The 23,705-nt window shown below is 60.5% G+C and carries 24 protein-coding genes and 1 pseudogene; 18 read left to right on the top strand and 7 right to left on the bottom strand.

What is annotated here, in order from left to right; all coding sequences use genetic code 11:
* Nucleotides 1–275: 275 nt before the first annotated feature.
* The 3 genes from NKH28_RS15220 to NKH28_RS15210 form a co-directional block, all read right to left on the bottom strand.
* Entirely contained in the window at nt 276–887 is a 612-nt protein-coding gene (locus tag NKH28_RS15220) for a nitrogen fixation protein NifQ (protein WP_352517095.1), read from the bottom strand.
* A 323-nt stretch (nt 888–1,210) separates the two neighbouring features.
* Entirely contained in the window at nt 1,211–1,411 is a 201-nt protein-coding gene (locus tag NKH28_RS15215) for a ferredoxin (RefSeq protein WP_352491466.1), read from the bottom strand.
* A 40-nt stretch (nt 1,412–1,451) separates the two neighbouring features.
* Complete coding sequence (locus NKH28_RS15210; RefSeq protein ID WP_352979423.1) at nt 1,452–2,669, bottom strand: cytochrome P450; 1,218 nt, start codon at nt 2,667–2,669, stop codon at nt 1,452–1,454.
* Between the two features lie 520 nt (nt 2,670–3,189).
* Here NKH28_RS15210 and NKH28_RS15205 point away from each other — a divergent pair.
* Nucleotides 3,190–3,402, top strand: a complete 213-nt coding sequence (locus tag NKH28_RS15205) for a hypothetical protein (RefSeq protein WP_352975509.1) — start codon at nt 3,190–3,192, stop codon at nt 3,400–3,402.
* A 129-nt stretch (nt 3,403–3,531) separates the two neighbouring features.
* Here the strand turns inward: NKH28_RS15205 and NKH28_RS15200 are convergent, their stop codons facing one another.
* A complete protein-coding gene (locus NKH28_RS15200; protein WP_352979421.1) occupies nt 3,532–4,599 on the bottom strand; it encodes a hemin-degrading factor in 1,068 nt (355 codons plus the stop codon).
* 32 nt (nt 4,600–4,631) lie between these two features.
* A complete protein-coding gene (hemP, locus tag NKH28_RS15195; RefSeq protein WP_352517086.1) occupies nt 4,632–4,736 on the bottom strand; it encodes a hemin uptake protein HemP in 105 nt (34 codons plus the stop codon).
* Nucleotides 4,737–5,325: 589 nt separating this feature from the next.
* Between hemP and NKH28_RS15190 the strand changes: the two genes are divergently transcribed.
* Nucleotides 5,326–5,646 carry a HesB/IscA family protein gene (locus NKH28_RS15190; RefSeq protein WP_352979418.1) on the top strand — a complete coding sequence of 107 codons (321 nt, stop codon included), beginning with the start codon at nt 5,326–5,328 and terminating at the stop codon, nt 5,644–5,646.
* A 69-nt stretch (nt 5,647–5,715) separates the two neighbouring features.
* On the opposite strand, the gene NKH28_RS15185 is transcribed toward NKH28_RS15190, so the two are convergent.
* Entirely contained in the window at nt 5,716–6,108 is a 393-nt protein-coding gene (locus NKH28_RS15185) for a hypothetical protein (protein WP_352979416.1), read from the bottom strand.
* Between NKH28_RS15185 and nifS the strand changes: the two genes are divergently transcribed.
* The 16 genes and pseudogenes from nifS to NKH28_RS15105 all read left to right on the top strand — a co-directional run bounded on the left by nifS (nt 6,107) and on the right by NKH28_RS15105 (nt 22,361).
* The gene (gene nifS / locus NKH28_RS15180; RefSeq protein ID WP_352979414.1) at nt 6,107–7,324 is read left to right on the top strand and encodes a cysteine desulfurase NifS; all 1,218 of its coding nucleotides are present in this window, start codon (nt 6,107–6,109) and stop codon (nt 7,322–7,324) included. The two genes, NKH28_RS15185 and nifS, sit on opposite strands and share 2 nt — an antisense overlap.
* Nucleotides 7,321–8,529: pseudogene (nifV, locus tag NKH28_RS15175) on the top strand (homocitrate synthase). Before nifS ends, nifV begins: the two are co-directional and overlap by 4 nt.
* Nucleotides 8,526–8,906: a nitrogenase stabilizing/protective protein NifW gene (gene nifW, locus NKH28_RS15170; protein ID WP_352503026.1), complete on the top strand. Its 381-nt coding sequence runs from the start codon at nt 8,526–8,528 to the stop codon at nt 8,904–8,906. Before nifV ends, nifW begins: the two are co-directional and overlap by 4 nt.
* Before the next feature lie 188 nt (nt 8,907–9,094).
* Nucleotides 9,095–9,946, top strand: coding sequence for an electron transfer flavoprotein subunit beta/FixA family protein (locus NKH28_RS15165; protein ID WP_352979411.1), 852 nt, complete (start codon nt 9,095–9,097; stop codon nt 9,944–9,946).
* A gap of 18 nt (nt 9,947–9,964) precedes the next feature.
* Nucleotides 9,965–11,074: an electron transfer flavoprotein subunit alpha/FixB family protein gene (locus tag NKH28_RS15160; RefSeq protein ID WP_352979409.1), complete on the top strand. Its 1,110-nt coding sequence runs from the start codon at nt 9,965–9,967 to the stop codon at nt 11,072–11,074.
* Between the two features lie 9 nt (nt 11,075–11,083).
* Nucleotides 11,084–12,391, top strand: a complete 1,308-nt coding sequence (locus NKH28_RS15155; RefSeq protein ID WP_023678244.1) for an FAD-binding protein — start codon at nt 11,084–11,086, stop codon at nt 12,389–12,391.
* Nucleotides 12,392–12,402: 11 nt separating this feature from the next.
* On the top strand, nt 12,403–12,702 hold the full coding sequence (locus NKH28_RS15150; protein ID WP_023678245.1) for a ferredoxin family protein: 300 nt from the start codon (nt 12,403–12,405) through the stop codon (nt 12,700–12,702).
* 255 nt (nt 12,703–12,957) lie between these two features.
* A complete protein-coding gene (gene nifA / locus NKH28_RS15145) occupies nt 12,958–14,646 on the top strand; it encodes a nif-specific transcriptional activator NifA (protein WP_352979407.1) in 1,689 nt (562 codons plus the stop codon).
* A gap of 238 nt (nt 14,647–14,884) precedes the next feature.
* Nucleotides 14,885–16,363, top strand: coding sequence for a nitrogenase cofactor biosynthesis protein NifB (gene nifB, locus NKH28_RS15140; protein WP_352979405.1), 1,479 nt, complete (start codon nt 14,885–14,887; stop codon nt 16,361–16,363).
* 32 nt (nt 16,364–16,395) lie between these two features.
* Nucleotides 16,396–16,590: a 4Fe-4S dicluster domain-containing protein gene (locus NKH28_RS34460; RefSeq protein ID WP_502906622.1), complete on the top strand. Its 195-nt coding sequence runs from the start codon at nt 16,396–16,398 to the stop codon at nt 16,588–16,590.
* 98 nt (nt 16,591–16,688) lie between these two features.
* A complete protein-coding gene (locus NKH28_RS15130) occupies nt 16,689–17,009 on the top strand; it encodes a nitrogen fixation protein NifZ (RefSeq protein ID WP_352542072.1) in 321 nt (106 codons plus the stop codon).
* Complete coding sequence (gene nifT / locus NKH28_RS15125) at nt 17,006–17,218, top strand: putative nitrogen fixation protein NifT (protein WP_352542071.1); 213 nt, start codon at nt 17,006–17,008, stop codon at nt 17,216–17,218. Before NKH28_RS15130 ends, nifT begins: the two co-directional genes overlap by 4 nt.
* A gap of 37 nt (nt 17,219–17,255) precedes the next feature.
* Nucleotides 17,256–18,161 (top strand): SIR2 family NAD-dependent protein deacylase, encoded by a 906-nt coding sequence (locus NKH28_RS15120; protein WP_352979403.1) that lies wholly within the window; start codon nt 17,256–17,258, stop codon nt 18,159–18,161.
* Between the two features lie 73 nt (nt 18,162–18,234).
* The gene (locus NKH28_RS15115; protein WP_352979401.1) at nt 18,235–20,103 is read left to right on the top strand and encodes an ABC transporter ATP-binding protein; all 1,869 of its coding nucleotides are present in this window, start codon (nt 18,235–18,237) and stop codon (nt 20,101–20,103) included.
* Nucleotides 20,103–21,998, top strand: a complete 1,896-nt coding sequence (locus NKH28_RS15110) for an ABC transporter ATP-binding protein (RefSeq protein WP_352979399.1) — start codon at nt 20,103–20,105, stop codon at nt 21,996–21,998. Before NKH28_RS15115 ends, NKH28_RS15110 begins: the two co-directional genes overlap by 1 nt.
* Before the next feature lie 159 nt (nt 21,999–22,157).
* Nucleotides 22,158–22,361, top strand: a complete 204-nt coding sequence (locus tag NKH28_RS15105) for a hypothetical protein (RefSeq protein ID WP_352979397.1) — start codon at nt 22,158–22,160, stop codon at nt 22,359–22,361.
* A 246-nt stretch (nt 22,362–22,607) separates the two neighbouring features.
* Here NKH28_RS15105 and NKH28_RS15100 read toward each other — a convergent pair whose 3' ends face one another.
* Entirely contained in the window at nt 22,608–23,648 is a 1,041-nt protein-coding gene (locus NKH28_RS15100) for an LLM class flavin-dependent oxidoreductase (protein ID WP_023678254.1), read from the bottom strand.
* Nucleotides 23,649–23,705 lie beyond the last annotated feature (57 nt).

Below are 23,705 nucleotides of genomic sequence, written 5' to 3'. Positions count from 1 at the left end.
GACGTCAACAATGGACGCTTCGATATACCCGTCCACGTGGCCAGTTCCGTTCGTTCTTGCCGACTGGTTCTGCTGGGTGCAGTTATTTATGGCGCCTTGCTTGCCGCAGGGGCCATTCGCAGGTCGCGGCCAGTCATCTTGCCCAGGAGGCCGAAAAGAGGGCTATCGCTGCCGAAATGGCCGTCTCAACGATGGCGTCCGTCGAGATTTGACAACAGACATATGGCGCGGCGCGAGCGCTGACGCTGTACGACTGACGCAAGCGGCTCTCAATCCTAGGCGTTGTCCTTGGTCCGTGTGAGGCGGCTTTCGCCTTCCTCCGGGCCGAAGCAGCTTTCGAAATCATTGCAGTCCCGGCAACTGGGGGCGCTGCACAGCGAAAAACCTTCGGCCTCGCAGAGCTTTCGGTAAAAGTATTTTTTCCATTTCATGTTTTGGGTGTTGCCGGCCGCCAGCGTCGGAAAATGCGAGGCGAGCAGGCGGCCGAGGTCGGTTCGATTAAAAAGGCCAAGGTCCTGCCAGAGGTGGTCATTGCGCATGGCACGCCGGGCGATGATCTTGGCGAAGCGGGCGCTCGCCGGGTCGCCATGTCGGGCATGCGCCAGCAGCAGTCCATGCAGAAGTTCTTCTTCCAGATCCGGCTCGGGCTCGCTCACCTCTTTCAAGGCAAACGCGTTGATAGGAAAAGCAGGGAAACAGCGGACCAGGACATCGCGCAACTCGGCGCGCGAAAGTCCGGTTGCCTCCGTCGCCGTCGCCTCGCCGGCCTCGATCTCCTCGAGCGCGCGTGAAAGCACACAGGCAAGCACATGCTGGTCGAACCTCCTCTCCAGCTCGATGTGCGGCCATTGGCCGGTGCTGAGCCGGGCATGATGTTGGGCAAATATGGTGCGTTCTCCTGGTTTCGTCCTATCAAATCATGCAGAGACCCGGCCTGCCGCAACATGGGTCGGGCAGTTCTTCGGTATGGCACTCCGGGTCGCCTCGCGTCGAGTAGTTCGGCAATTCTCGTCTGGTCCATCGGCTCTGACGCAAATTCTGTGATTGGAAGAGGTGTTCGCGAACCCCTGCCCTGCCGTTTGCGCCTCACGGGGAACACTGGCGCCGGAAATGCCCCTGCAGAGTTGGACGTGAACCGTGCGGGACAGAGGTCGCGTGCTGAGTGCGGCCACATGGTTCAAGCCCGCCAGACTCTCGGTTGAATGAGTCCTCAAAGCGCGCAGCGGGTGAGTTCCAGCGCACGTTCAGGACAGGATCGCGCGCCCCGCGATGCAGGCAGTTCCTCCCCTTCCGCAACTTCAATGTCACCAGGCAGGATGTAGCCCTCGTCATCAAGCTTGAAGATGTCCGGCGCTTGCGCCGCGCATCGCGCGTGACCCTGGCATTTGGCCTTTTGGACGATGATGCGCATGGCGCTGCCTCCATTGTCTGTGCCCCGGGTCGGGGCGGGCCTAAGACCAGTCCAGGATCAAATTTTCGATCCCGAACACATGGCCGCCAGAAGTTATCGGTGCCGTACCCTGCTTGATCCTGAAAGCCGGGATGCGCGCCAACCACTCCTCCAGGCCAATGACAATCTCCCGCCGGGCAAGGTGTGAGCCAAGGCAACGGTGGGGACCATAGCCAAACGCTGCGTGGCGGTTGTCCTCCCGCTCCAAATCGATCGTGTTGGGGCATTCGAATTCCGCCGGGTCACGATTGGCAATCATCGTGGCGCAGGAAACATAGTCCCCCTTCCGGATCGGCGCGCCTTCGAAGTCGATATCTTTCGTAGCCACGCGGATCAACTGAATGGGCGGATAGGCCCGCAGCAATTCTTCGGTTGCGAGCGGGATGCGGTCCGGTTCGCTCCGCAGCAATTGCTGATCTTTGAGGTTGCGCGCGAGGTACGCCAAGTCAAAGCCTATAGCTGCTGCGACCGTGTCGAGCCCAGCGACGAAGACAAGCACGCCGATGCCGCGGACTTGGGTGTCCGTCAGCCGGCGGCCCTCGACCTGTGCCTGCACGATAAAGGTCATGAAATCGTCAACCGCCTCCTGGCGGCGCATGGCTGCAAGTTCGTCGATGAATGCCACGATCGTCCGGGCAGCCACAGGTCGTTCCTTATCGTCGCCGTGGAGCAGATCTTTCCCCCAGCCGACGAATGTATCGAGTCGGTCATCGGGCAACCCCAGAAAGCGAAGAAAGGTGCTCACCGCGAAAGGAAAGGCAAAATCCTTCATCGCGTCGCAGCTTGTGCCCGATGCGACAATTCTATCGATCAGCATGATCGCTTGTTCGCGGACAGCCGGCTCCAACACCCTCACCCGCTTTGGCGAAAGCAGCGGACTGAGCAGTGAGCGAAAGACGCCATGGGCCGGTGGATCGAGCTCAAGCGGGATCGTCGGCCAGTTTTCACCCAGTATGGAGGAGAAGATGCTGCGATGGCTGGAAAAAGTCTCTGCGTCCTGCAGCACCTTCCGCTGGTCCGCGGCACGGGTGATGACCCAGGTACCCCGGCCATCTTGCGTGTTGTAGCGGGAGTAAAAGATCGGAGGCCCGTCATGTACGCAAGCGACAGCTGCGTGTGGATCCCCGTTGGGTGTTGGTGGCATCCCTGGCGATGTAAACAGGCTGAAGTCACTCACCATTTCGGGCGGGACATGATCTGGAACGGGGTTGGTCGCCATTTTGTTTTCTCTACATTGGCGTTCATGGCTCGATTGAGATTGCACCGCTGTTCATAAAGTCGATTTCCAGCATGGGCACGTCTCTTGTCGGGCGCCTTCTAGATTCTGTCGCCTGATACAGCCCACCTGCACCAGCGCGGATGAGATCGGTTGCGAAGTCGATCAGAAGGGGCATCTCCGCCGCGCTGCGGTCATGAAGCAAAGCCGCCGCTTATCCCCGTTAGGGTTGAGAGGCTGATCAATCACATCTGAGCACCGTGACGCACTGCTGATGCCCTGCTGATCAAATTGTCGAAGCAAGTCGCGTGCCGGATAGGCGTACCCATGGCGCTGCACCAAGCAATGCCAGCCTGCACTGGGCCCGCCGCTGATGATCACCTGTCCATCATTCTTAGGACAACGTCCGACAACCGACATCCGTGGTCGGTTTTGTCGTGTCCGCGACATCGGGCTGTTCGGCTTGGCTGCTGCTGCACAGCCTTCCGGTCGACGAGCGAGGAGATCGCTCGCACGGCCCGGATTGAGCAACGACGCGATCCAGCGCAAGGATCGGGTGCGGTCCGACAAGACCCGTCGGCGCTTGCGCGCGATGATCGGAAATATCAACAAGGTCGAGCCGCGCTTCGGTTCGGTCCTGGTGGCGTATGGGTTTTATCGCTCGCAGGCGCTGCAAGGATTTTCGGTCAGACGGCGATGCACTCGTGCGCAGCAGTCCGGCCGGCGACGAGCTTGACTGTATCGATGCGGTCAATTCCGGCGTGCACACCTAACCGTCCGTATGCGCTACGACCTCGCAGCCGCTGTCGCAACGTGGTGCCGAGTCCTATGGCGGCCGGTTCAATCTGAGGGGCCTGTCGGCACTCTACACATCCCTGTAGGTCGGACCGGGAACACGTGGCAGACTCTCGGCCAGAAACCGCCAGTCGCTGCCCTCGCGTTCGCCTTCCTTGCGCCTGCCGAAGAACTGGATGATCATCTTGCCGTCGGCGCCATAGGCTTCAACGGACGTGACGTGACCGTCCCTCGTCGGCTTGCGCACGGCCCAGACCTCGCGGATGTGATGAGTCCTAAGATGCAGATGGAAGGTCTCGTCGAGCACATTGATCCGCGGCCCGATCTGCTTGACCGACTTGATCGGGCCGGAATGGATCTGGATGCAACCACGATTGCCGACAAAGCACATGATCGGCATCTCGTCTTCGGCCGCCTGTTGGAACAGGGCGCCAACGGCATCATTGTCGAGCAGCCAGGCGTAATCCTCGTCGGCCATACGCATCGCCTGGCAGCGGCTGAGCTTCAGTGTCTTCAACATATGGTAGAACTGATGCACGTCGCTCAGCCGGCTCCAGTGCTCGCGTAGGTCGTCGACCGTGGCGGCTTGGTCTGGACTCACTGCGTTATCGCGCGCCCCGCTCGCCTCGACCGATATGATCGGGTCCTGGTCGGAGGATACGAGCTCTGCCGCCAGATTCTGATAGGCGTGCAGGTTCGAGGCGGGCCTGAGATGTACTTTGTGCATCGCCTCGCCGGTGGCATCAAAGAATTGCAGGCTGCGGCGGATCTCGGCTCCCTCGCGCTTCTCGACGGCGAAGCCATACGCCCACGCTTTCGGGAAGATGCGCAGGTCGATCTCGTCGCCGAGCACCATGGCATGCGGGTTGCCGGTGACCACTTTGTCGTACACGCCGATCTTTTGGTGCACGGCACTTTGGTTGCGGGTGACCGCCATCACCTCGCCGACCGCTTCGAGGCCGGTCAGCAGATCATCGACGCGCGGCTCGATGCGCACCGCGCCGTGACCACAATGCGCCGCGACCAATTCGGCTTCCGAAATGCACAATCGAGCGGCGAGATCATGCTCCCGGATTTTCGGATTGTCTTCGCACGCCCGCCGGATTTCGTCCGGCGACGGTTTCTCGCGCTGGTCCATGTCTTACCCCTGCTTCCACCTACGTGTGAGGATCAGCTGCACTGCCGGGGAACCTTCAGCCGATAGGGCGCGCCGTAATGCTCGATCCTGATCTGCTGCTCGCCCAGGAAAAGAGTGTCGCTGGAGAGCGTGCGCACGTCGTCGCACCCGCCCGAAAACCGGGGGTGCTATCGGAGCGGCGAGACCCGAGTGACACGTGCAGGCACATGCCGATGGAATCTCATCGAGCCGGTCGGTGGCCACCGGGCGGTGGTGAGCGATTGTGGGTGTTGTCGCAATCGGCCAATCGGTCATTCGGATGCCACGGGCGGCGCTGCTTCGCCAAACAAAGCGTGTCTGACCCAGTCCTGACATGTTGCTCCCTTGCTTCGCCCCATCGATCGCGAGGGCACCCACGACATGATTGTGGATCGGCAGTCTCTTGCCGCCTCACCAAATGGAGCTTCAAAAACCGTGCCAACTGCGCCGAAGCAAGCTCAGAAGAAGTCTTCTGTAATGGTCATTGGTTTAATGTGAGTTCAGCCAAGAACTCAGGCCCAACATCCGGCGTGGCGGACCCGACAAACCCGACAGTACGTGTCGATTGCCCGACACCTTCGCAGCAATGGACTCACAAGAACCACCGCAGTGTCAGAGATGCCGCGCTGTGTTGAAACATTTTTTCGCTTTGGCACGGTGCATGCAACGTGATGCGCAAGCAGGTCCCGGACTGAGGAGAATGGAGCCATGATTACGCTCACCGACAACGCTGTTGCCGCCATCAAGACTGCTCTTTCCCGCGCCAGCGAGCCGGCGGAAGGCTTTCGCATCATGGTCCAGGCCGGCGGCTGCGCCGGCTTCAAATACTTAATGGGCCTGGAGAGCGTGTCGCGCGAGGGCGACGCGATCACCGAGACAGATGGGATCAAGCTGTTCGTGGACGCGGGCTCCCAACCGCATGTCGCCGGCATGACCGTCGACTTCCTCAGCGGGCTCGAATCTTCCGGCTTTGTCTTCGATAACCCCAACGCGCGCGCGAAGTGCGGCTGCGGCAAGTCCTTCAGTTGATCGCCCGAAGCGCCTGTGCGGGTCCATGAAGCGATTGCCGTTGACGGACTCATTTGCGGCAGAGGAGGCTTATATGGCCGGCACAACAGATGTCCCTGTCCTCAAGAACAAGGCAAGGTCGAAGCCGATCTTGGGACCGGCAATCGCTTCAGGTAGGATGCAAAGAACGTCGCCTCCCGAAACAGTTCGGTTCCTGGTGGCACCCAAGCTGCTGGCGGCCAAATCGCGCCGCTGCGCCAAATTCGGCTTATCGACAACGTTGTCGTGTTCGGGCGTCCTTACCTGCGGGCTGACGGCGGCGACTGCGGACTTGTCCGTGTCGACGCCGATCCGGTCTAAGTCAAACTCTCGGGCGTCTGCGCCGGCTGCCAGTTCGGGCCCATCATCATCAACGGCATGCGCCAGAGGCTCAATGAGGCGGTCGCACGCTCGCGTCATTCCGGTCAACTGAGGATCGCACATGAAACCTGTCTACCTCGACAACAACGCAACCACACGGGCCGATCCTGAGGTCGTGCAAGCGATGTTGCCGTTCTTTAGGGATCAATTCGGCAACCCTTCGTCGGCGCACGCTCTTGGCGCCTCAGTCAGTGCGGCGGTGAGAAAGGCGCGGAGGCAGTTGCAAGCTCTGATCGGCGCGGAGTTCGACGATGAGATCACCTTCACCTCGGGTGGGACAGAAAGCGACAATGCAGCGCTTCTTTCGGCGCTCGAGGCGGCGCCCAACCGAACCGAGATCGTTACGTCCGCGGTCGAGCATCCCGCCGTGCTGACGCTCTGCGCGCATATTGAGAAGACCCGCCGCGTCAAGGTGCACAGGATCCCGGTGGATTGCCGTGGCCGGCTCGACCTCGACGCCTATATGGCCGCCCTCACCCCACAGGTGGCAATCGTCTCGATAATGTGGGCGAACAATGAGACTGGTGTGATCTTCCCCGTCGCCAGGCTTGCCGAGTTGGCCAAGGAAGTGGGCGCCCTTTTCCATACCGATGCTGTGCAGGCGGTCGGCAAGCTTCCGATGGACCTGAAGTCGACCGCAATCGACATGCTGTCGCTCTCCGGCCACAAGCTGCACGGGCCGAAAGGGATCGGCGCGCTTTTCGTAAAACGTGGCGTCAATTTCCACTCGCTGATCAAGGGGGGCCACCAAGAACACAACCGGCGTGCTGGCACCGAGAATACGCCCGGCATAGTCGGGCTCGGCATGGCGGCCGAACTCGCCTTGAAATTCATGGACGACGAGACCACACGGGTAAAGTCGCTCCGCGACCGTTTAGAGGACGGGATTCTCCAGCGCATCCCAAGCACCTGTGTCACTGGAGATCCCCTGGAACGGTTGCCCAACACCGCAAACATCTCCTTCGAACATGTCGAAAGTGATGGAATTCCACTCCTCCTCAGCCGCGTGGGCATCGCGTGTTCCTCCGGCTCTGCCTGCACCTCCGGCTCTCTGGAACCGAGCCATGTCCTGAGCGCAATGAAAACGCCACACGCGGCAGTCCGCTTCTCCTTGGCGCGGGACAACGGCGAAGCGGACGTCGACCGGGTGCTCGAGGTCATGCCGGCAATCGTGGAGAAGCTGCGTGGCTTTCCCAGTTCTGGGCCGGGTAAGCGAAGCTCCGAAGACGTTCAATCCGGTCTATGCCTGAGCGGCAGCAGAACAGGCTACCGTTCATGACCCGTCATGTCTTTCTCAACGATACGACCTTGCGCGATGGCGAGCAGGCGCCCGGCGTCTCCTTTACCACGACGGAAAAGCTGGAGATCGCCGAGTCTCTTGCGGCGGCCGGCGTCACAGAGATCGAGATCGGCACGCCGGTCATGGGCGCCGACGAGATCGAAACAATTCGCGCCGTGGTCGCGCGGTGTCTCCCGGTTCGGCTCATGGCCTGGTGCCGGATGACGTCGCTGGATCTCGATGCAGCGATCGAGAGCGGCGTCCACGCCGTCAATCTATCGCTGCCTGCGTCGGACATCCAACTTGCCGCCAAGCTCGGCCTCGATAAGGCGGGAGCGCTCCAGGTCATCGAACATATGGTGAGGCGCGCAGCCGCCGCCGGCTTCTTCGTCGCGGTGGGCGCCGAGGATGCCTCGCGGGCCAATCGGGATCATCTCGCCCGCGTCATCGAGACGGCTGCACGCGCCGGCGCAAGCCGCGTCAGGCTAGCCGACACAGTCGGCGTTCTCGACCCGTTTTCGACCTTCGAACTTGTCGCCTAGCTTGTGGCGCAGTCTCCAATCGACCTTGAATTTCATGCGCACAACGATCTCGGACTTGCTGCCGCCAACACGCTGGCCGCAATCCGCGCAGCCGCGCGCCATGCGTCCGTCACCGTCCTGGGGCTCGGCGAGCGTGCGGGCAATGCCGCGCTGGAAGAGGTGGCCGCCGCGATGGCGGTCTTCGACGGCGCGGATACCGGCATCGAGCTGACCGCATTGCCCGACCTCGCCGCCCAGGTGGCTTGGGCCGCCCGCCGGCAGACCGCGGCCATTAAGCCGGTCGTCGGCGCCGATGTTTTCACCCACGAATCCGGCATTCACGTCGCAGGGCTGCTAAAGGACTCGCGTAGTTATCAAGGGCTCGATCCGGCTCTCGTGGGCCGCTGCCGGCGTATCGTCATCGGCAAGCATTCCGGCGCCACTGCGATTGCCCATGTGCTGAGCGAAAGCGGTCGCGATCTCGACCCGGATCTGGCAGCCGCGATGGTGGCCCGCGTCCGGCGCGAGGCGGCCGAGACCAAATCGACCGTCACTGCAACTCAACTGGTCGAGCTCTACGATGGAATGTGCAGCGAGGCATCCCTCGCGGAGCTGTGCGGGTCCAGGTCAGCCGTGCGCGAGCGCACCGACACCACAGTTTTCCGACCAGGGAGAATGCAATGAATTGTTCCGCTGACAGCCGCCCCATCGATGTCACCGACATCCTCGCACGACTGAAGCGCCTGTCGGCTGCGGAGGAGTTCTTCGCAGTCCTTGGCGTCTCCTATGATCCGAAGGTGCTGAATGTCTCACGGCTCCATATCATGAAGCGCGTGGGCCAATACCTTGCCGAAGAGGATTTCTCCGGTCTGCCCGACCAGGTGATTGCCGCGCGGGTGCGCGCGACGCTCGAACGCGCTTACGAGGACTTCGCGGTTTCCTCGCCGCTCACCCATCGGGTCTTCAAGGTGCTCAAAGACCACGATCCGAACAAACCTGCCACGCCGGGCCGCACCTTTGTCCCGTTCGACTCCGTACTGAAGCGGTTCGGACAGGAATGACCGCGACACGGGTTGCGACGCGACAATGTCGAGAAGCCGACAAATCCGGTCATCACCACGGCGCCCTCAGAAGCAACCAAGCGAAGTTCTGGGAATAGGGGGCAGCGCAAAACAGTTGGCACGAATGATGCGCACCAAAGAGATAACAGCCAAGCCCGCATCCGGACAGGAGCCTAGAGAAACCGCCAATGCACATCGTAATCTGCATCAAGCAGGTGCCGGACTCGGCACAGATAAGGGTCCATCCGGTGACGAACACGATCATGCGCCAGGGTGTTCCGACTATCATCAACCCTTACGACCTGTTCGCCCTCGAAGAAGCCCTCAGACTGCGAGACGACTATGGTGGCGAAGTCACCGTGCTCACTATGGGTCCGCCCATGGCAGAGGACGCGCTGCGCAAGGCGCTCGGTTACGGCGCCGACCGAGCGGTGCTCTTGACCGACCGCTATTTTGCCGGCTCCGACACGCTGGCGACCTCGTTCGCCCTTTCCCAGGCAATCGCGAAGGTTGGCGAGACGTTCGGCACGCCAGACCTCGTCTTCACCGGCAAGCAGACGATCGATGGCGACACCGCCCAGGTCGGGCCCGGCATCGCCAAGCGCCTCGGACTCCTGCAACTGACCTATGTCGCGAAGATCGCCTCTATTGACCTTGCTGCACGCGAGATCAAGGTCGAGCGCCGCTCGGAAGGCGGCACACAGATGCTGCAGAGCAGGCTCCCTTGCCTCATCACCATGCTGGAAGGCACAAACGAGATCCGCCGGGGCTCGATCCAGGACGCCCTGGGCGCCGCGCGCAGCCAGGTCTTGAAATGGAGTGCCGCCGACGCCGGCATTGAGGATCTCACCAAATGCGGCCTGCGCGGTTCACCGACGGTCGTCAAGCGTGTTTTCGCCCCTCCTGCGCGGGCGGAAAAGGCGGCAAAAATCGACACCGCCGAGATGGCTTTGCGCGATGTCGCTGACGAACTCATCACGGCAATCTTCACCCGCCAGCCGGCATTGGAACATGAGCTCGCCTTCAACGGCGGCGCGTGAGAGGGCAAGGATCAGACGATGTCGAACGCGAACCGAGAAACCCGTCGCCCTGCCGCCGGCCGTGCCGGCATAAAGAAGGAGCTGCCCGCGCATTTCAAGGACTACCGGCACGTTTGGGTTTTCATCGAGCTCGAACGCGGTCAGGTCCATCCCGTATCATTCGAACTGCTCGGCGAAGGCCGCAAGTTAGCAGACAAGCTTCAGGTCCAGCTTGCGGGCGTCGTGCTTGGACCGCCGGGAGAGGCCATCGGGAACGCCGTTGCCGAAGCCTTCGCTTATGGTGCCGACCTGGTCTACATCGTCGAGGAGCCGCTGCTCGCCGACTACAGGAACGAGCCTTTCACCAAGGCGATGACGGATCTGGTCGATACCCACAAACCCGAGATCCTTCTTCTCGGTGCCACCACACTCGGCAGGGATCTTGCCGGCTCCGTGGCGACGACCTTGCAGACAGGGCTCACGGCCGACTGCACCGAACTCGATGTGGATACCGACGGTTCGCTCGCCGCCACCCGTCCGACTTTCGGCGGTTCCTTGTTGTGCACGATCTATACGCTCAATTTCCGCCCCCAGATGGCGACAGTGCGACCGAGGGTCATGCCCATGCCGCAGCGGGCGGATAAACCGGTCGGGCGTGTCATCCGGCACAAGCTCTCGGTAGCCGAGGACGAGATCGTTACCAAAGTCCTGGGCTTCCTGCCGGATAGTCAGTCGGCAAAGGCAAATCTTGCCTATGCCGACGTCGTGGTTGCGGGAGGCCTCGGTCTTGGCGCGGCGGAGAACCTGCAGCTTGTGAAGAATCTCGCGCGGGCAATTGGTGCCGAGCATGGCTGTTCGCGCCCGTTGGTCCAGAAGAGCTGGATGTCGGCTGATCGGCAGATCGGCCAAACTGGCAAGACCATCCGGCCGAAGCTTTACATAGCGGCTGGGATTTCCGGCGCCGTCCAGCACCGGGTTGGCGTCGAGGGGGCGGATCTCATCGTCGCCATCAACACCGACCCGAACGCGCCGATTTTCGATTTCGCTCACCTCGGGATCGTCACCGACGCGATCCGCTTCCTGCCCGCACTGACGGAAGCCTTCACCCGGCGGCTGTCGCCCCACAGTCGCGACAAGCTTGCGAGCTAAGGGATGGACATGATTGAGGAACAATTCGACGCCATTGTTATTGGGGCCGGCATGTCCGGAAACGCAGCTGCTTACACCATGGCCAGCCACGGCCTGAAGGTGCTGCAGTTGGAGCGGGGTGAATATCCGGGGTCCAAGAATGTCCAGGGTGCCATCATGTACGCGAACATGCTGGAGAAGATCATCCCGGATTTCCGCGACGATGCGCCTCTTGAGCGGCATTTGGTTGAACAGCGGCTTTGGGTGATGGACGACACGTCCCACACCGGGATTCACTATCGGTCGGACGACTTCAATGAGGCGAAGCCCAACCGCTACACGATCATCCGTGCCCAGTTCGATAAATGGTTTTCGCGTAAGGTGCGCGAGGCCGGCGCGACGGTTCTGTGCGAGACGACCGTGACGGAACTCATCCGTGACGCCAAGGACAGGGTGATCGGCGTCCGCACAGACCGGGCCGGCGGAGCCATCTACGCGGACGTGGTCGTCCTCGCAGAAGGTGTCTGCGGACTGCTTGGCACGCGGGCCGGCCTGCGCGAGATGCCGAAGCCGCAAACCGTGGCGCTCGCCGTCAAGGAAATGCATTTCCTGCCCGAAGAGGTCATTGAGCAGCGGTTCGGCCTCAAAGGCGATGAAGGCTGCGTGATCGAGGCGGTGGGCACGACCTCCCGCAGCATGGCCGGGCTCGGCTTCCTCTACACCAACAAGGAGTCGATCTCACTGGGCATTGGCTGCCTCGTCTCCGATTTCGCCGCGATGGTCGAGAGCCCTTACGTCCTCCTCGACGCCTTAAAAACCCATCCTTCGATCCGGCCGCTGATTGCCGGCTCGGAAGTGAAAGAATATTCCGCGCATCTCATTCCCGAAGGCGGTTACAAGGCTATTCCGCAGCTCTTTGGCGACGGTTGGGTCGTGGTCGGCGATGCCGCGCAACTGAACAACGCCATTCACCGCGAGGGTTCGAACCTCGCCATGACCTCCGGCCGCATCGCGGCTGAGGCAATCATCGAGGTCAAGAGCCGCAACGGTCCTATGACCAAACGGAACCTCGCCCTTTACAAAGCCATGCTGGACAAGTCCTTCGTGGTCAAGGACCTAAGGAAATACAAAGACATGCCGGCCTTGCTCCACACCAATTCCTGCAATTACTTCACGGCTTATCCGCGGTTGATGTCGCAAGCCGCGCAGAACTTCATGCGTGTCGACGGCACGCCGAAGATCGAGAAGGAAAAGGCGACCACGGCGGCCTTCATCAAGGCGCGCTCGCGCTGGGGGCTGGTCAGCGACGCGGTCCGCCTTGCATTGGCGTGGCGCTGAGGGGAGACGAAATGACGATCGCAGTGACGAAGTCACGTGTCGAGGACAAGCTTTACCAGAACCGCTACTTGGTGGATTCCGGCCGTCCGCATATCAAAGTGCGACCGCACGAGAGGCCAAGCGCGAACTTGCTCGCGCTGACCCACGTCTGCCCCGCGAAATGTTATGAGTTGAACGACAAAGGTCAAGTGGAGATCACCGCCGACGGCTGCATGGAGTGCGGCACCTGCCGGATTTTGTGCGAGACCAGTGGCGAGATCGAGTGGAACTATCCACGCGGCGGCTTCGGAGTCCTCTTCAAATTCGGATGAGGACGCACGCACCGTATCAAGAGGTCAATCTTGGTACACCTGAGGTCGCGACCAACGCCAAGTCTATCTTTGCTTGAATTGCCGCGCCACGAAGAGAAGCTCGTGAATACTGTGCTTTCAGAATTCAGACTCAGACACAAAAGGAGGAGCACTCTGGACGACAACCGCTGAGGTGTTTCCATGGCTCACGTACCGCAAGATCGGGTCGACGAGGTAGCACCTCGGGATACCCGCCCTGAACCGCCCATCAAAAGCATGCCCCAAGCAGATATCGCGCTCAGGGGACTCTACGAGATATCGAAGGTGCTGACCGCCCCCAGCGAGCTGGAGATTACGCTCGCCAATGTCGTGAACATCCTGCCTTCGTTTCTGCAGATGCGTCACGGAGCAATCGTCGTCCTGGACGCTGAAGGAGAGCCGGAGATTGCCGCAGCTGCCGGCAATACCCACGCACCTCAATCAGGCACTCGCCGCGTCATACCACAGGCCATAACAGATCAAATCGTCGCTACGGGGACGCCGCTCTTCATACCGGACGTCCGCAAGTCCCAACTATTTCAGGCTGACCTTCAAACATCTTCGAGCAGCGGCACCATCCCAATTGCCTTTATCGGTATCCCGCTAAAGGCTGATCATAATATCCTTGGGACATTGTCGATCGACCGCGCCGGAGACGGCGCCACCGACTTTCGCGACGACGAGGACACATACTTCCTGACGATGGTCGCCAACCTTGTCGGCCGGACCATCCGTCTCCATCGTACCCTGAGTACAGATCGTCAGCGGTGTGTCCATGAGCAATGGAGACCGGAGAAATCGCCCAACGAGGGGAGGACCTACGACCCTGCCCGGCATGCGGATGTCAAAATCGACGGGATCATCGGGGAAAGCCCCGCACTCAAGCAGGTGCTCGAAACCGTCTCGGTCGTAGCAGGAACCAATTCCACCGTGCTACTGCGGGGTGAAAGCGGCACCGGCAAGGAATTCTTTGCGCAAGCCATCCATAAGCTCTCACGTCGGAGGAAGAAGTCTTTCGTTAAATTGAACTGCGCCGCACTGTCTGAAAGCGTTCTGGAGTCAGAACTGTTTGGGCATGAAAAGGGCGCTTTCACGGGTGCTATCTCCCAGCGCGCCGGTCGTTTTGAATTGGCAAATGAGGGGACGCTGCTACTTGATGAAATCGGCGAGATTTCGCCGGCCTTTCAAGCCAAACTGTTGCGTGTCTTGCAGGAAGGCGAGTTGGAGCGAGTCGGCGGCACCAAAACGCTACAGGTCGACGTGCGCCTCATATGCGCCACCAACAAGGACCTCGAGACGGCCGTCATAAAAGGGGAGTTCAGGGCCGACCTTTATTACCGGATCAATGTGGTGCCAATTATCCTGCCTCCGCTCAGAGAGCGACCCGGCGATATTCCACGCCTTGCGAACGCCTTCCTCAACCGATTCAACAAGGAGAACGATCGCGCACTCGCCTTCGCACCGTCGGCGCTTGACCTGATCTCGCAATGCTACTTCCCTGGTAACGTCCGCGAGCTGGAGAACTGCGTCCAAAGGACGGCCACACTTGCGCGTTCAAGGACGATCACTCAATCCGATTTCGCCTGTAAGAAGAGCCAGTGCCTTTCCTGGCTCCTCTGGAAGCGAGCCGACCGCTCGAATGGCGGCAATGCCATCGACGATCTCGCACGGGTCAACGCAGTGCCGGTCGGATTGCGGCTGCCGGCCAGTCGCATCGGTGCCTCCGCAGGCAACGCATCTCCCCTAGCGGCCGGCGATCCGAACGATCCCGCTTGTCCCCCGCGTCTGACGGAACGCGACCGGCTGATCGACGCGATGGACAAGGCCGGTTGGGTTCAGGCCAGAGCGGCTCGTATCCTCGGCCTCACGCCGCGGCAAATCGGCTACGCGCTGCGCCGGCATGGCATCGAGGTGAAGAAATTCTAGAAGTCGTGATGACGTCAAACGTAAGCCCGGAGTAGTCTCCCTCACACTCTTCGCGCCCAAGGCTGGTAGCCTTCGCGACCCGATTTGCTTGTCCACTGTCGGAAGCCCGACAAAGGTGTGTCGGAGCAATCCGACGGAATCCGACACGAAAGCCAATTCGTGAACCAAACCCGCTCTTTGAGCTGGCATAGCTCTTGCGGTTTGAACTGCGACATTCACCCAGCAACGGAGCCGTTCGATGTCCGCACCGGCAATTTCGCTTGAGAGCCTCAGCACGACATTCGATGACCAGTTGCTTGCCACCGTGAAAGCCGGTGGCTGCGCGTCTTCGTCCTGCGGCTCGTCGATAAAGCCGGACGACATGGATCCGGCTATCTGGGAAAAGATCAAGGATCACCCCTGCTTTTCAGAAGAGGCGCATCACTATTTCGCGCGCATGCACGTCGCGGTCGCGCCCGGCTGCAATATCCAGTGCAACTACTGCAATCGCAAATATAACTGCGCCAACGAAAGCCGGCCTGGGGTGGTCTCCGAAAACCTGACGCCCGACCAGGCGCTACGCAAGGTGGTCGCGGTCGCCAACGAGGTGCCGCAGCTCTCCGTGCTCGGCATCGCCGGACCGGGCGATGCCTGTTACGACTGGAAGAAGACGAAGGCAACGTTCGAACGAGTTGCCAGGGAAATCCCAGACATCAAGTTTTGCATCTCCACGAATGGGCTCGCGCTGCCGGACCATGTCGATGAGCTTGCCGACATGAATGTCGATCACGTGACGATCACCATCAACATGGTCGACCCTGAGGTCGGTGCAAAGATCTATCCTTGGATCTTTTACGACCATCGCCGCTACGTCGGCATCGAAGCCGCCCGGATCCTGCACGAGCGGCAAATGTTGGGTCTGGAGATGCTGACCGCGCGCGGCATCCTCACCAAAATCAATTCGGTGATGATCCCCGGCGTGAACGATGAGCATCTGATCGAGGTGAATAGATGGGTCAAGGAGCGAGGCGCGTTCCTGCACAACCTCATGCCGCTGATTTCGGACCCGGCGCACGGCACGCACTACGGACTGAGCGGGCAACGCGGCCCAAACGCAATGGAGATGAAGGCTCTTCAGGATCGTGTCGAAGGCGGCGCCCAGTTGATGCGCCACTGCCGGCAGTGCCGGGCAGATGCCGTCGGCCTGCTCGGTGAGGATCGTGGCCAGGAATTCACAGTCGACCGAATTCCCGGCGAGGTCACCTACGATGCCAGCAATCGCAAGGCCTATCGGGAGCTGGTCGCGGAGGAGCGCCGTGATCACGTGGCGGCTAGGAGAGAAGCGATCGGATTGGTCAAGGCAGCGAGCCCCGGCAAGTCCCTTCTCTTCGCGGTGGCGACCAAGGGCGGCGGCCGCGTCAATGAACATTTCGGCCATGCGAAGGAATTCCAGGTTTACGAAGCCTCGCCGAGAGGGATCAGCTTTGTCGGGCATCGCAAGGTCGAGCAGTATTGTCTCGGCGGCTGGGGCGGAGAAGCCGCCCTCGATGGCGTCATCGCTGCGCTTGAGGGCATAGATGTCGTGCTGTGCGCCAAGATCGGAAACTGCCCGCAGGATCAGCTCGCCGACGCTGGAATCCAAGCCACCGACGCATATGCCCACGACTATATCGAGACCGCAATCAGCGCGATTTACGCGGCCGCGTCTGGGACCCCCGCACTCGCGGCGACGGCCTGAGCGCGTCTCATCCATTCGGACCAGGAGTTAAAATGGCTTTCAAGATCATCGCATCCCAATGCACCCAATGCGGCGCCTGCGAATTCGAGTGTCCCTCCGGCGCGATCAAGTTCAAAGGCGAGAGCTATGTGATCGAGCCGCAAAAGTGCACCGAGTGCGACGGGGTCTTCGATGCGCAGCAATGTGCCTCGGTATGCCCGGTGCCGAAGACCTGCGTTCCTGCGTGACGAGCATTGGGCTGCCGACATGGTCGGGGATGCCTTCGCAGGACGCCTGGAACGCCTTTGTTCACAATCTGCAGCCTCAAGAGAATCAGGGAACGGATATGTCGCTCGGACGCGAAGAGGAGGTCGAAATCCGCAGGCCTCCACGATTCATGCCGGGAGAGCGGGTACGTGCCACTCGCCACATAAAAAATGACGGCACCTATCCTGGCAGGGAGATCGGCGAAAATCTCGTGCGGAAGGGCGACGAGGGATATGTGCGCGACATTGGCACCTTTCTCCAGCAGTTCTTCATCTATGCGGTCGAATGGGTCGACCGTGGCACCGTCGTCGGCATGCGAGCGCGTGAACTGATGAGCCTCGACAAAGCCGAGGCGCCCTGCAGTGCTGAAAGCAATACCAATGAAGGGACGGCCAGATGAAAGTCATGATCCGCAGGACCGAGGCTGGCTTGTCGGCGTATGTCCCGAAGAAGGACCTCGAAGAGCCGATCATCAAGCTCGAGAAGGAAGAGTTGTGGGGCGGAACTGTGACGCTCAGGAACGGGTGGCGGCTCCTCCTACCCGATCTTCCACGGGATACGCGTCTGCCGATCACCGTCGAGGCAAGGAAGGTTTCCGAACAGGACTGATGCTGCCCCTTGATAGGTGCGTCGCGAGGAAACGAGCATGAACACGATCCTGACATCGGGCCACCTCGTCATCGTGCGGGACAGTTTTGCCGAAAAGCTGCTTGACCTGGCGAAGGAAGCGCTCGCCGCCGATGAGGTGATCCCCTATCTCGGTCCGGGTCTTCTTGGGTTCAACTGTGCGGAACCGCCTGTGCCACATACGCCGGAGGTCGTTGCCGCGGCACTCAATGCACGGGCGCCAGCCCCTTCCAGGATCCGCACCAATATGTGGTCGGTTGCGCAGTTCATCGAACAGCGCCGGCATCGCCGGACGCTTCAAGCTTGGATGACCGACATATTCGCAGCGCCGGTGGCGCCGACCCTCCTCCACGCCTGGCTCGCAAGGCTGCCGCTCTCCCTCATCGTCGACAGCTGGTACGACGGCGCGATGCGCACGGCTCTCGTAGAGACCGGCCGAACGGACGTCGTTGAGATACAAGGCGTCACGCGGGCGAACGAAATCGGTAACATTTGGACGAAAACCTACGATTTGTCCGGGAGGGAACTCGACCCCCGATCGGGGGCGAAGACGGTTCTCTATACACCTCACGGGAGTATTAGGCCGGCGCAAAACTTTCTCGTCGCAGATTCCGACTATGTCGAAGTCCTGACCGAAATCGATATCCAGACACCGATCCCAGACGTGGTGAAGGAACGGCGCATCACCCGTGGACTTTTCTTCGTTGGCTGCCGCTTCAACGATCAGATGCTGCGCACCTACGCCAGGCAGATCATGAAGCGCTCCCGAGGTCCATATTGCGCGGTAATGGACGCGGAAACGCTGACCAGAAACGAAGCGCGTTTCCTTGCGGCAAGCGGAATCACGGTGATCGACATGCCAGTAAGTGAAGCCGCGGCTCGGCTTATAGGAACGCGCCCTGCTGCAGGTGGTGGACAGGATTAACAATGGCGGGCCCCTTTGATGATTGGTCCTTCGGCTTGCCTCGAAGGCGCAAAATGCAGTCGGGAATACACCCGTGAGCAGTGATGCTATCGGCAGCGCAACGAACGCTCTGAATTCGTTGACCCATGTGGAAGCGGCGCGCTGGGGCCGGGATTTGAGTACGCTGTTGCGCATCACGCGGATGAATTTGCGGCATCCCTGGCAGGTCGCCTTCGCTATGGGCTCGACGATCATGGCGGCAATCCTCCAGTTGCTCATTCCCCAGCTGCTCGGCCGGGCTGTCGACCAGACCCAGACAGCCATCGGGGGCGGTGTCGCGGGGACCGCGGCAGGACAAGCGCTCTGGATTCCGGCTCTCCTGCTGCTCGCCGTCAGCGCGCTACGCGGCCTTTTCACGATGGCGCAGAACTATTTTGCCGAAGCCGTCGGGCATCATGTCGCGTACGAACTGCGGCTCGCCTACTACGACAAGATCCAGCGTCTCAGCTTTTCCTTTCACGACCGGGTCCATTCAGGCGATCTGATCACCATCGGAATGCTCGATCTCCAAGGCGTGCGGATGTATTTTTCCACCGCGCTCGTTCGCGTGGTCCTGCTCACCATGCTGATCGGGATCGGCGCCTATATGATGATCTCGACCGATCCCATGCTCGGCCTGGTCGCGCTGAGCTTCGTGCCTTTTGTCGCTTGGCGCTCATCGGCCACACAGCTTAGGCTGCGCGCCACCTGGCTCGACCTGCATGAGCGGCTTTCGGTACTAAGCCGCGTGATGGAGGAAAACCTCGCAGGCATCCGCGTGGTCCGCGCTTTTGCGGCTCAAGCCTATGAGATGCAGAAGTTCGACGGCGCTTCCAAGAACGCGCTCGACCTCGCCAACGACCGCGTTGACATCTACGTGCCCAGCACGTCGGCGATGACCTTGTCCTTCTTTTTCGCAATGGGATTGGTGCTCTGGATCGGTGGCAGCAAGCTCGTCGCTGGCGAGATCAGCGTCGGAACGGTGGCGACCTTCCTGACCTTCATGACAATCCTGCAAATGCCAGTCCGCCAGATCGGCCTCATGGTCAATGCCTTTGCCCGCGCTTCTAGCTGCGGTTCGCGGCTTTTCGGTCTCCTCGACCAGGAGATCACAATCAGGGATGCTCTCGAGGCCAGACCGCTCGAGATAGGCGACGGCACTCTGCGCTTCCACAATGTCTCGTTTGCTTACCCCAGCGCCGAAAACCGCGCCATTCTGAAGAACCTCAGCTTTGAGGCCCGTAGAGGCGAGACGATCGCGATCGTCGGTCCGCCGGGTTCGGGCAAATCGACGATGGCTCATCTGGTCCCCCGCTTTTACGACGTGACCGGTGGCGCCATCATGCTGGACGGCCAGGACATTCGTAATGTCACCCTCGCGACGCTTCGCAAGGCGGTCGCCGTCGTACAGCAGGATGCATTCCTATTCACCACCACGATCGAGAACAACATCGCTTATGGCGATCCCTGGGCGAAGAGACAGCGAATCGAACGCGCTGGCGAATTTGCCCAGCTCCACAACTACATCCTCGGGCTCCCAGCAGGCTACGAGACGGTCGTGGGCGAACGCGGCGTCTCTCTCTCTGGCGGCCAGCGCCAGCGTCTCACGATTGCTCGCACCATGATGCTGCGCCCCTCCGTCGTCGTTTTCGACGACTCAACGGCGGCGATCGATGCCGGCACCGAGCAGCGCATCCGCGCGGCGATGCGGCGCTTCGCTAAGGATCGGGTGACGATCATCATCGCGCACCGGCTGAGTGCGCTTATGCATGCCGATCAGATCCTTTTTGTCGATAACGGCGAAATCGTAGAACGCGGCACGCATCAAGAGCTTTTGGCGAAGCGGGGACGCTACAGGGCCCTTTACGATCTCCAGACGCGCCCGGGTGATGACATTATGACCCAGTATGGGGGCGCCCGCTGATGGCGCAGCGCCGCGCCGGCGAACTCGAAGCCGAACGTGAGGACGGCAGACGCCCTCCGCGCGCGGCTGTCGGCTCGCACCGCATCGAGGAGGAGATGTTCGGCCGGGCTTTCGACAAGAGCATCCTCCGGCGCATCTGGGCCTTCGTCCGTCCCTATCGGGCCAGGGTAGTCATCACGATTGCAGCAATGCTGATCTTCACCGGGACGCAGCTTCTCATCCCGTTGATCATCCGCTACGCGATCGACCAGGGCATGAACCCGGAAAGGACCGATCGCTCAGCCCAGCTTGCGGCCGTCGGCGCGTTCGTTTTGGCGATTTTGGTCAATTTCGCTGCCGGCTACATGCAGGAAACCGTGGTTGGGAAAGTGGCCGAAACTGTCCTGTTCGACATCCGCCGCGCCATGTTTGGCCATCTGCAGAAGGTTTCGCTCTCCTTCATGGACAAGACCGAGGTCGGACGCCTCATGTCGCGCCTGCAAGGCGACGTCAACTCCATACAGGAATTCCTCGAAACCACGGTATATTCCGTAGGCGATGTTGCGCTTCTCTTCGGCATCGTTTTCGTAATGCTGTGGCTCGACTTCCGCCTCGGCCTCCTGACGCTCTCGGTTCTGCCGGTCCTGGTGATCGTCCGCATTGTCTGGCTGCCGCGTGCCCGCGACGCCTTCATGGCCGCACACGAGACTAATTCCGTCGTCAACGGCGCGCTGGCCGAAGCCATTCACGGCGTGCGCACCGTCCAGTCAATGGACCGCCAGCAGGTGAATTTCATCCTTTTTGACGACAAGGCCCATGCCAACCTCAGGACCCACCTGATCGCTGCCAAATATGCACTGGTCATGGTGCCTATCGTCGATGGCCTCACCGGCCTCGCCATGGCCGCCGTTATTGTGGTCGGCGGCTCGATGGTCATGAATGGCCGCATAGATGTGGGCGTATTGGTTGCCTACCTATTTTACATCCAGCGCTTCTTTGACCCGATCCGCTCACTCACCCTGCAATATTCGGTCATGCAGCGCGCCATGGCCTCAGGCAAGCGCCTGACCGATGTGCTCGACGTCAAGATCGATGTTCAGGACAAACCCAATGCCGAGGTGCTTTCGCCCGAAATGGACGGCTCGGTCGAGTTCAGGGACGTCACCTTCGGCTACAATCCGAACCGTTCGGTGCTGAAAAATGTCTCCTTCCGGGTCAATCCCGGCGAGACGGTCGCACTGGTCGGGCCGAGCGGTTCTGGCAAATCGAGCGCGATGGCCCTGGTCCACCGCTTCTATGATGTTCAGCAGGGCCAAGTGCTGGTCGGCGGACATGATGTGCGCGATCTCACCCAGGAATCGCTCGGCCGCCAGGTCGCCATGGTGCTGCAGGAGCCGTTCCTGTTCACCGGGACGGTGTTCGAGAACATTCGATACCACAAGACGGAAGCCACGCGCGACAAGGTGATCGAGGCCGCCAAGGCGGTCGGCGCCCACGACTTCATAATGAGCCTCGCCGACGGGTATGAGACCCAACTTGGCGAACGCGGCGACAACTTATCTCTCGGCCAGCGCCAGCTTATCAGTTTCGCCCGCGCCCTCGTCGCCGACGCCAAGATCCTCGTGCTCGACGAAGCTACCGCCAACATCGACAGCTACACGGAAATGCAGATTCAGAAGGCTCTGATAAAGCTGCTTGAAGGGCGCACTGGCCTCGTCATCGCCCACCGTCTTGCCACGATCCGGGGTGCCGACCGCATCATCGTGCTTCAGAATGGCCAAGTTATTGCGACTGGCAACCACGATCAGCTAATAGCCATGGGCGGCCTGTATTCCAAACTCTACAATCTCAACTACGCCTCCTTTGACGATATTCCAGAACACGATACGACCGTACAAGCCGGCTCCCAGACCTGACGTCTTGGCGGCCTTGTGGTACTGACATTGACTTCGGGCGTGCCGGCGGATACTCAGGCAGCCGCAGACGAGGAAGCAGGCAGCATTCATGCAAAGCACTCGCGCGGATCGTGAAGACCGGCTGCGAACGATTTCCTCCAGCGTCGTTATCCGACCGCGGTGCACGCCGCGACATCGGGCGAACTCGCTCCAGGTGGTGTCGCTCGGCGTAGCAAAGCCGCTCGCGAGCGCGCCCTCAACAGCGCCGTAGCGAGTGACGGCTTTGCTACCGCCGAGCCGCTGATGAAGCTGGATGCGGGAGCCGCCACCGGCGCCGCCCCGGTCAAGAAGAACCTCTTGCGGCGGGCTATGGGCAACGACTAGCGCGAGCGCGACGAGCAGATGCGTGCCGGCATCGTGACGCGCTCGGCCATCATCTCCTTAGGATCGTGCAGTCTCACACCGTGCCCAGATGCCGGCCAACGCACAAACCTGGTAATCTGTGCCGCCGGCTCGTCGTCAGTTTGGCCTCCCTCACGATTTCCCAATCCCCACCACGTGCACGCTCGAGCAATGTGAGGGAGCGCAGTTACAACGATTTACCTTCGGATCAGACCGCGAATTTCATGGTCAGCCAAGTCGAGCCATGATTTCGGATTGAATGGTCGTCGCGGTGTATAGGGAAGCATCTAGCGGCAGATTCCCAAATGCCAGCTGACAAAGAAGGTAGTTAGCACCTGCCTCTTCCAACTGACTGAGCAGAGCTTCTCGCACAGACGCTGCTGATCCTACCACGCACAATTCACTCTCGACTGCCGCATCGAAGGTCAGCGGCAGGTTGGGTGGAGTGGGGATAGCGTTAAGCTCGTAAAGGAATTGGAAGCTCTTGAGCCATCTTTCGTAAGCAGGTGCCGCGAGCGAATAGGCATGTGTGTCACAACGCCCAACCACCACCATGCGGAGCAATCCAATAAATGGCGCTCGATCGCCCGCGCCAGTGTTGTCCTCTTGATAGGCGCGGAACGCATCAGTAGTTTTGCGAACAGAAGAGGAAGGTCCTACACACGCGATATTTGCTCCATTCGCAGCGGCCCAGGCTGCGGACTCGGGTCGATTGGCGGCGACCCATGTCGGCGGATGTGGACGCTGATGAGGTCTTAGCGTCAAAGGAACGTCATTGAGCTCAAAATGGCGGCCTTGATAGCACAGCGTGCCAACCTTCATGGCATTAACAAGTATTTCAACAAGAATTTCGCTGGCTTCCGCATAGCGGCCCGGCACCGCGTCCGCACCAATCCCGAAGTAACCCAATTCGATCGGGAGAGCACCGCGCCCTATGCCCAGTTCGAGCCTGCCACCGCTCAACTGGTCCAGCATACAGATCTCTTCGAACGCACGCAGCGGATGATAAAGCGCAAGCAGCATCACCAAGGGTCCGAGACGCAGGCGCCGGGTGCGCTGGGCGACGCTCGATAAGAACAGATTCGGCGATGGACCTCTCCCATGGGGGGTACAGTGGTGCTCTGCGAGATGATAGGCATAGAACCCTAGCTGATCGCACGCCTCTGCTAATATCAGGCGATCTTCGTACTGCCGGGCGATATCGAGGCCGTCCTCGTCCAGATGATCGAAGATGCCGAAGGCTAGATTTGAAGGAAAGACGTTTGTCACTCGATATTGTCCCCGATTTTAAAGAAAAATGTTGTCGTGCTTGGGTGACCAAGCAAG

Origin of the sequence: Mesorhizobium sp. M1227 (genome assembly GCF_040318315.1) — a bacterium.
GTDB lineage: Bacteria > Pseudomonadota > Alphaproteobacteria > Rhizobiales > Rhizobiaceae > Mesorhizobium.
This window is presented reverse-complemented; position numbering and strand designations above follow the sequence as displayed.

Excerpts from the sequence above, each read along its gene's own strand:
- NKH28_RS15215 (WP_352491466.1), bottom strand. The coding sequence starts at position 1,411 with ATGCGCATCATCGTCCAAAAGGCCAAATGCCAGGGTCACGCGCGATGC.
- NKH28_RS15210 (WP_352979423.1), bottom strand. The coding sequence starts at position 2,669 with ATGGCGACCAACCCCGTTCCAGATCATGTCCCGCCCGAAATGGTGAGT.
- NKH28_RS15200 (WP_352979421.1), bottom strand. The coding sequence starts at position 4,599 with ATGGACCAGCGCGAGAAACCGTCGCCGGACGAAATCCGGCGGGCGTGC.
- NKH28_RS15190 (WP_352979418.1), top strand. The coding sequence starts at position 5,326 with ATGATTACGCTCACCGACAACGCTGTTGCCGCCATCAAGACTGCTCTT.
- nifS (WP_352979414.1), top strand. The coding sequence starts at position 6,107 with ATGAAACCTGTCTACCTCGACAACAACGCAACCACACGGGCCGATCCT.
- NKH28_RS15185 (WP_352979416.1), bottom strand. The coding sequence starts at position 6,108 with ATGTGCGATCCTCAGTTGACCGGAATGACGCGAGCGTGCGACCGCCTC.
- nifW (WP_352503026.1), top strand. The coding sequence starts at position 8,526 with ATGAATTGTTCCGCTGACAGCCGCCCCATCGATGTCACCGACATCCTC.
- NKH28_RS15165 (WP_352979411.1), top strand. The coding sequence starts at position 9,095 with ATGCACATCGTAATCTGCATCAAGCAGGTGCCGGACTCGGCACAGATA.
- NKH28_RS15160 (WP_352979409.1), top strand. The coding sequence starts at position 9,965 with ATGTCGAACGCGAACCGAGAAACCCGTCGCCCTGCCGCCGGCCGTGCC.
- NKH28_RS15155 (WP_023678244.1), top strand. The coding sequence starts at position 11,084 with ATGATTGAGGAACAATTCGACGCCATTGTTATTGGGGCCGGCATGTCC.
- NKH28_RS15150 (WP_023678245.1), top strand. The coding sequence starts at position 12,403 with ATGACGATCGCAGTGACGAAGTCACGTGTCGAGGACAAGCTTTACCAG.
- nifA (WP_352979407.1), top strand. The coding sequence starts at position 12,958 with ATGCCCCAAGCAGATATCGCGCTCAGGGGACTCTACGAGATATCGAAG.
- nifB (WP_352979405.1), top strand. The coding sequence starts at position 14,885 with ATGTCCGCACCGGCAATTTCGCTTGAGAGCCTCAGCACGACATTCGAT.
- NKH28_RS34460 (WP_502906622.1), top strand. The coding sequence starts at position 16,396 with ATGGCTTTCAAGATCATCGCATCCCAATGCACCCAATGCGGCGCCTGC.
- NKH28_RS15130 (WP_352542072.1), top strand. The coding sequence starts at position 16,689 with ATGTCGCTCGGACGCGAAGAGGAGGTCGAAATCCGCAGGCCTCCACGA.
- nifT (WP_352542071.1), top strand. The coding sequence starts at position 17,006 with ATGAAAGTCATGATCCGCAGGACCGAGGCTGGCTTGTCGGCGTATGTC.
- NKH28_RS15120 (WP_352979403.1), top strand. The coding sequence starts at position 17,256 with ATGAACACGATCCTGACATCGGGCCACCTCGTCATCGTGCGGGACAGT.
- NKH28_RS15110 (WP_352979399.1), top strand. The coding sequence starts at position 20,103 with ATGGCGCAGCGCCGCGCCGGCGAACTCGAAGCCGAACGTGAGGACGGC.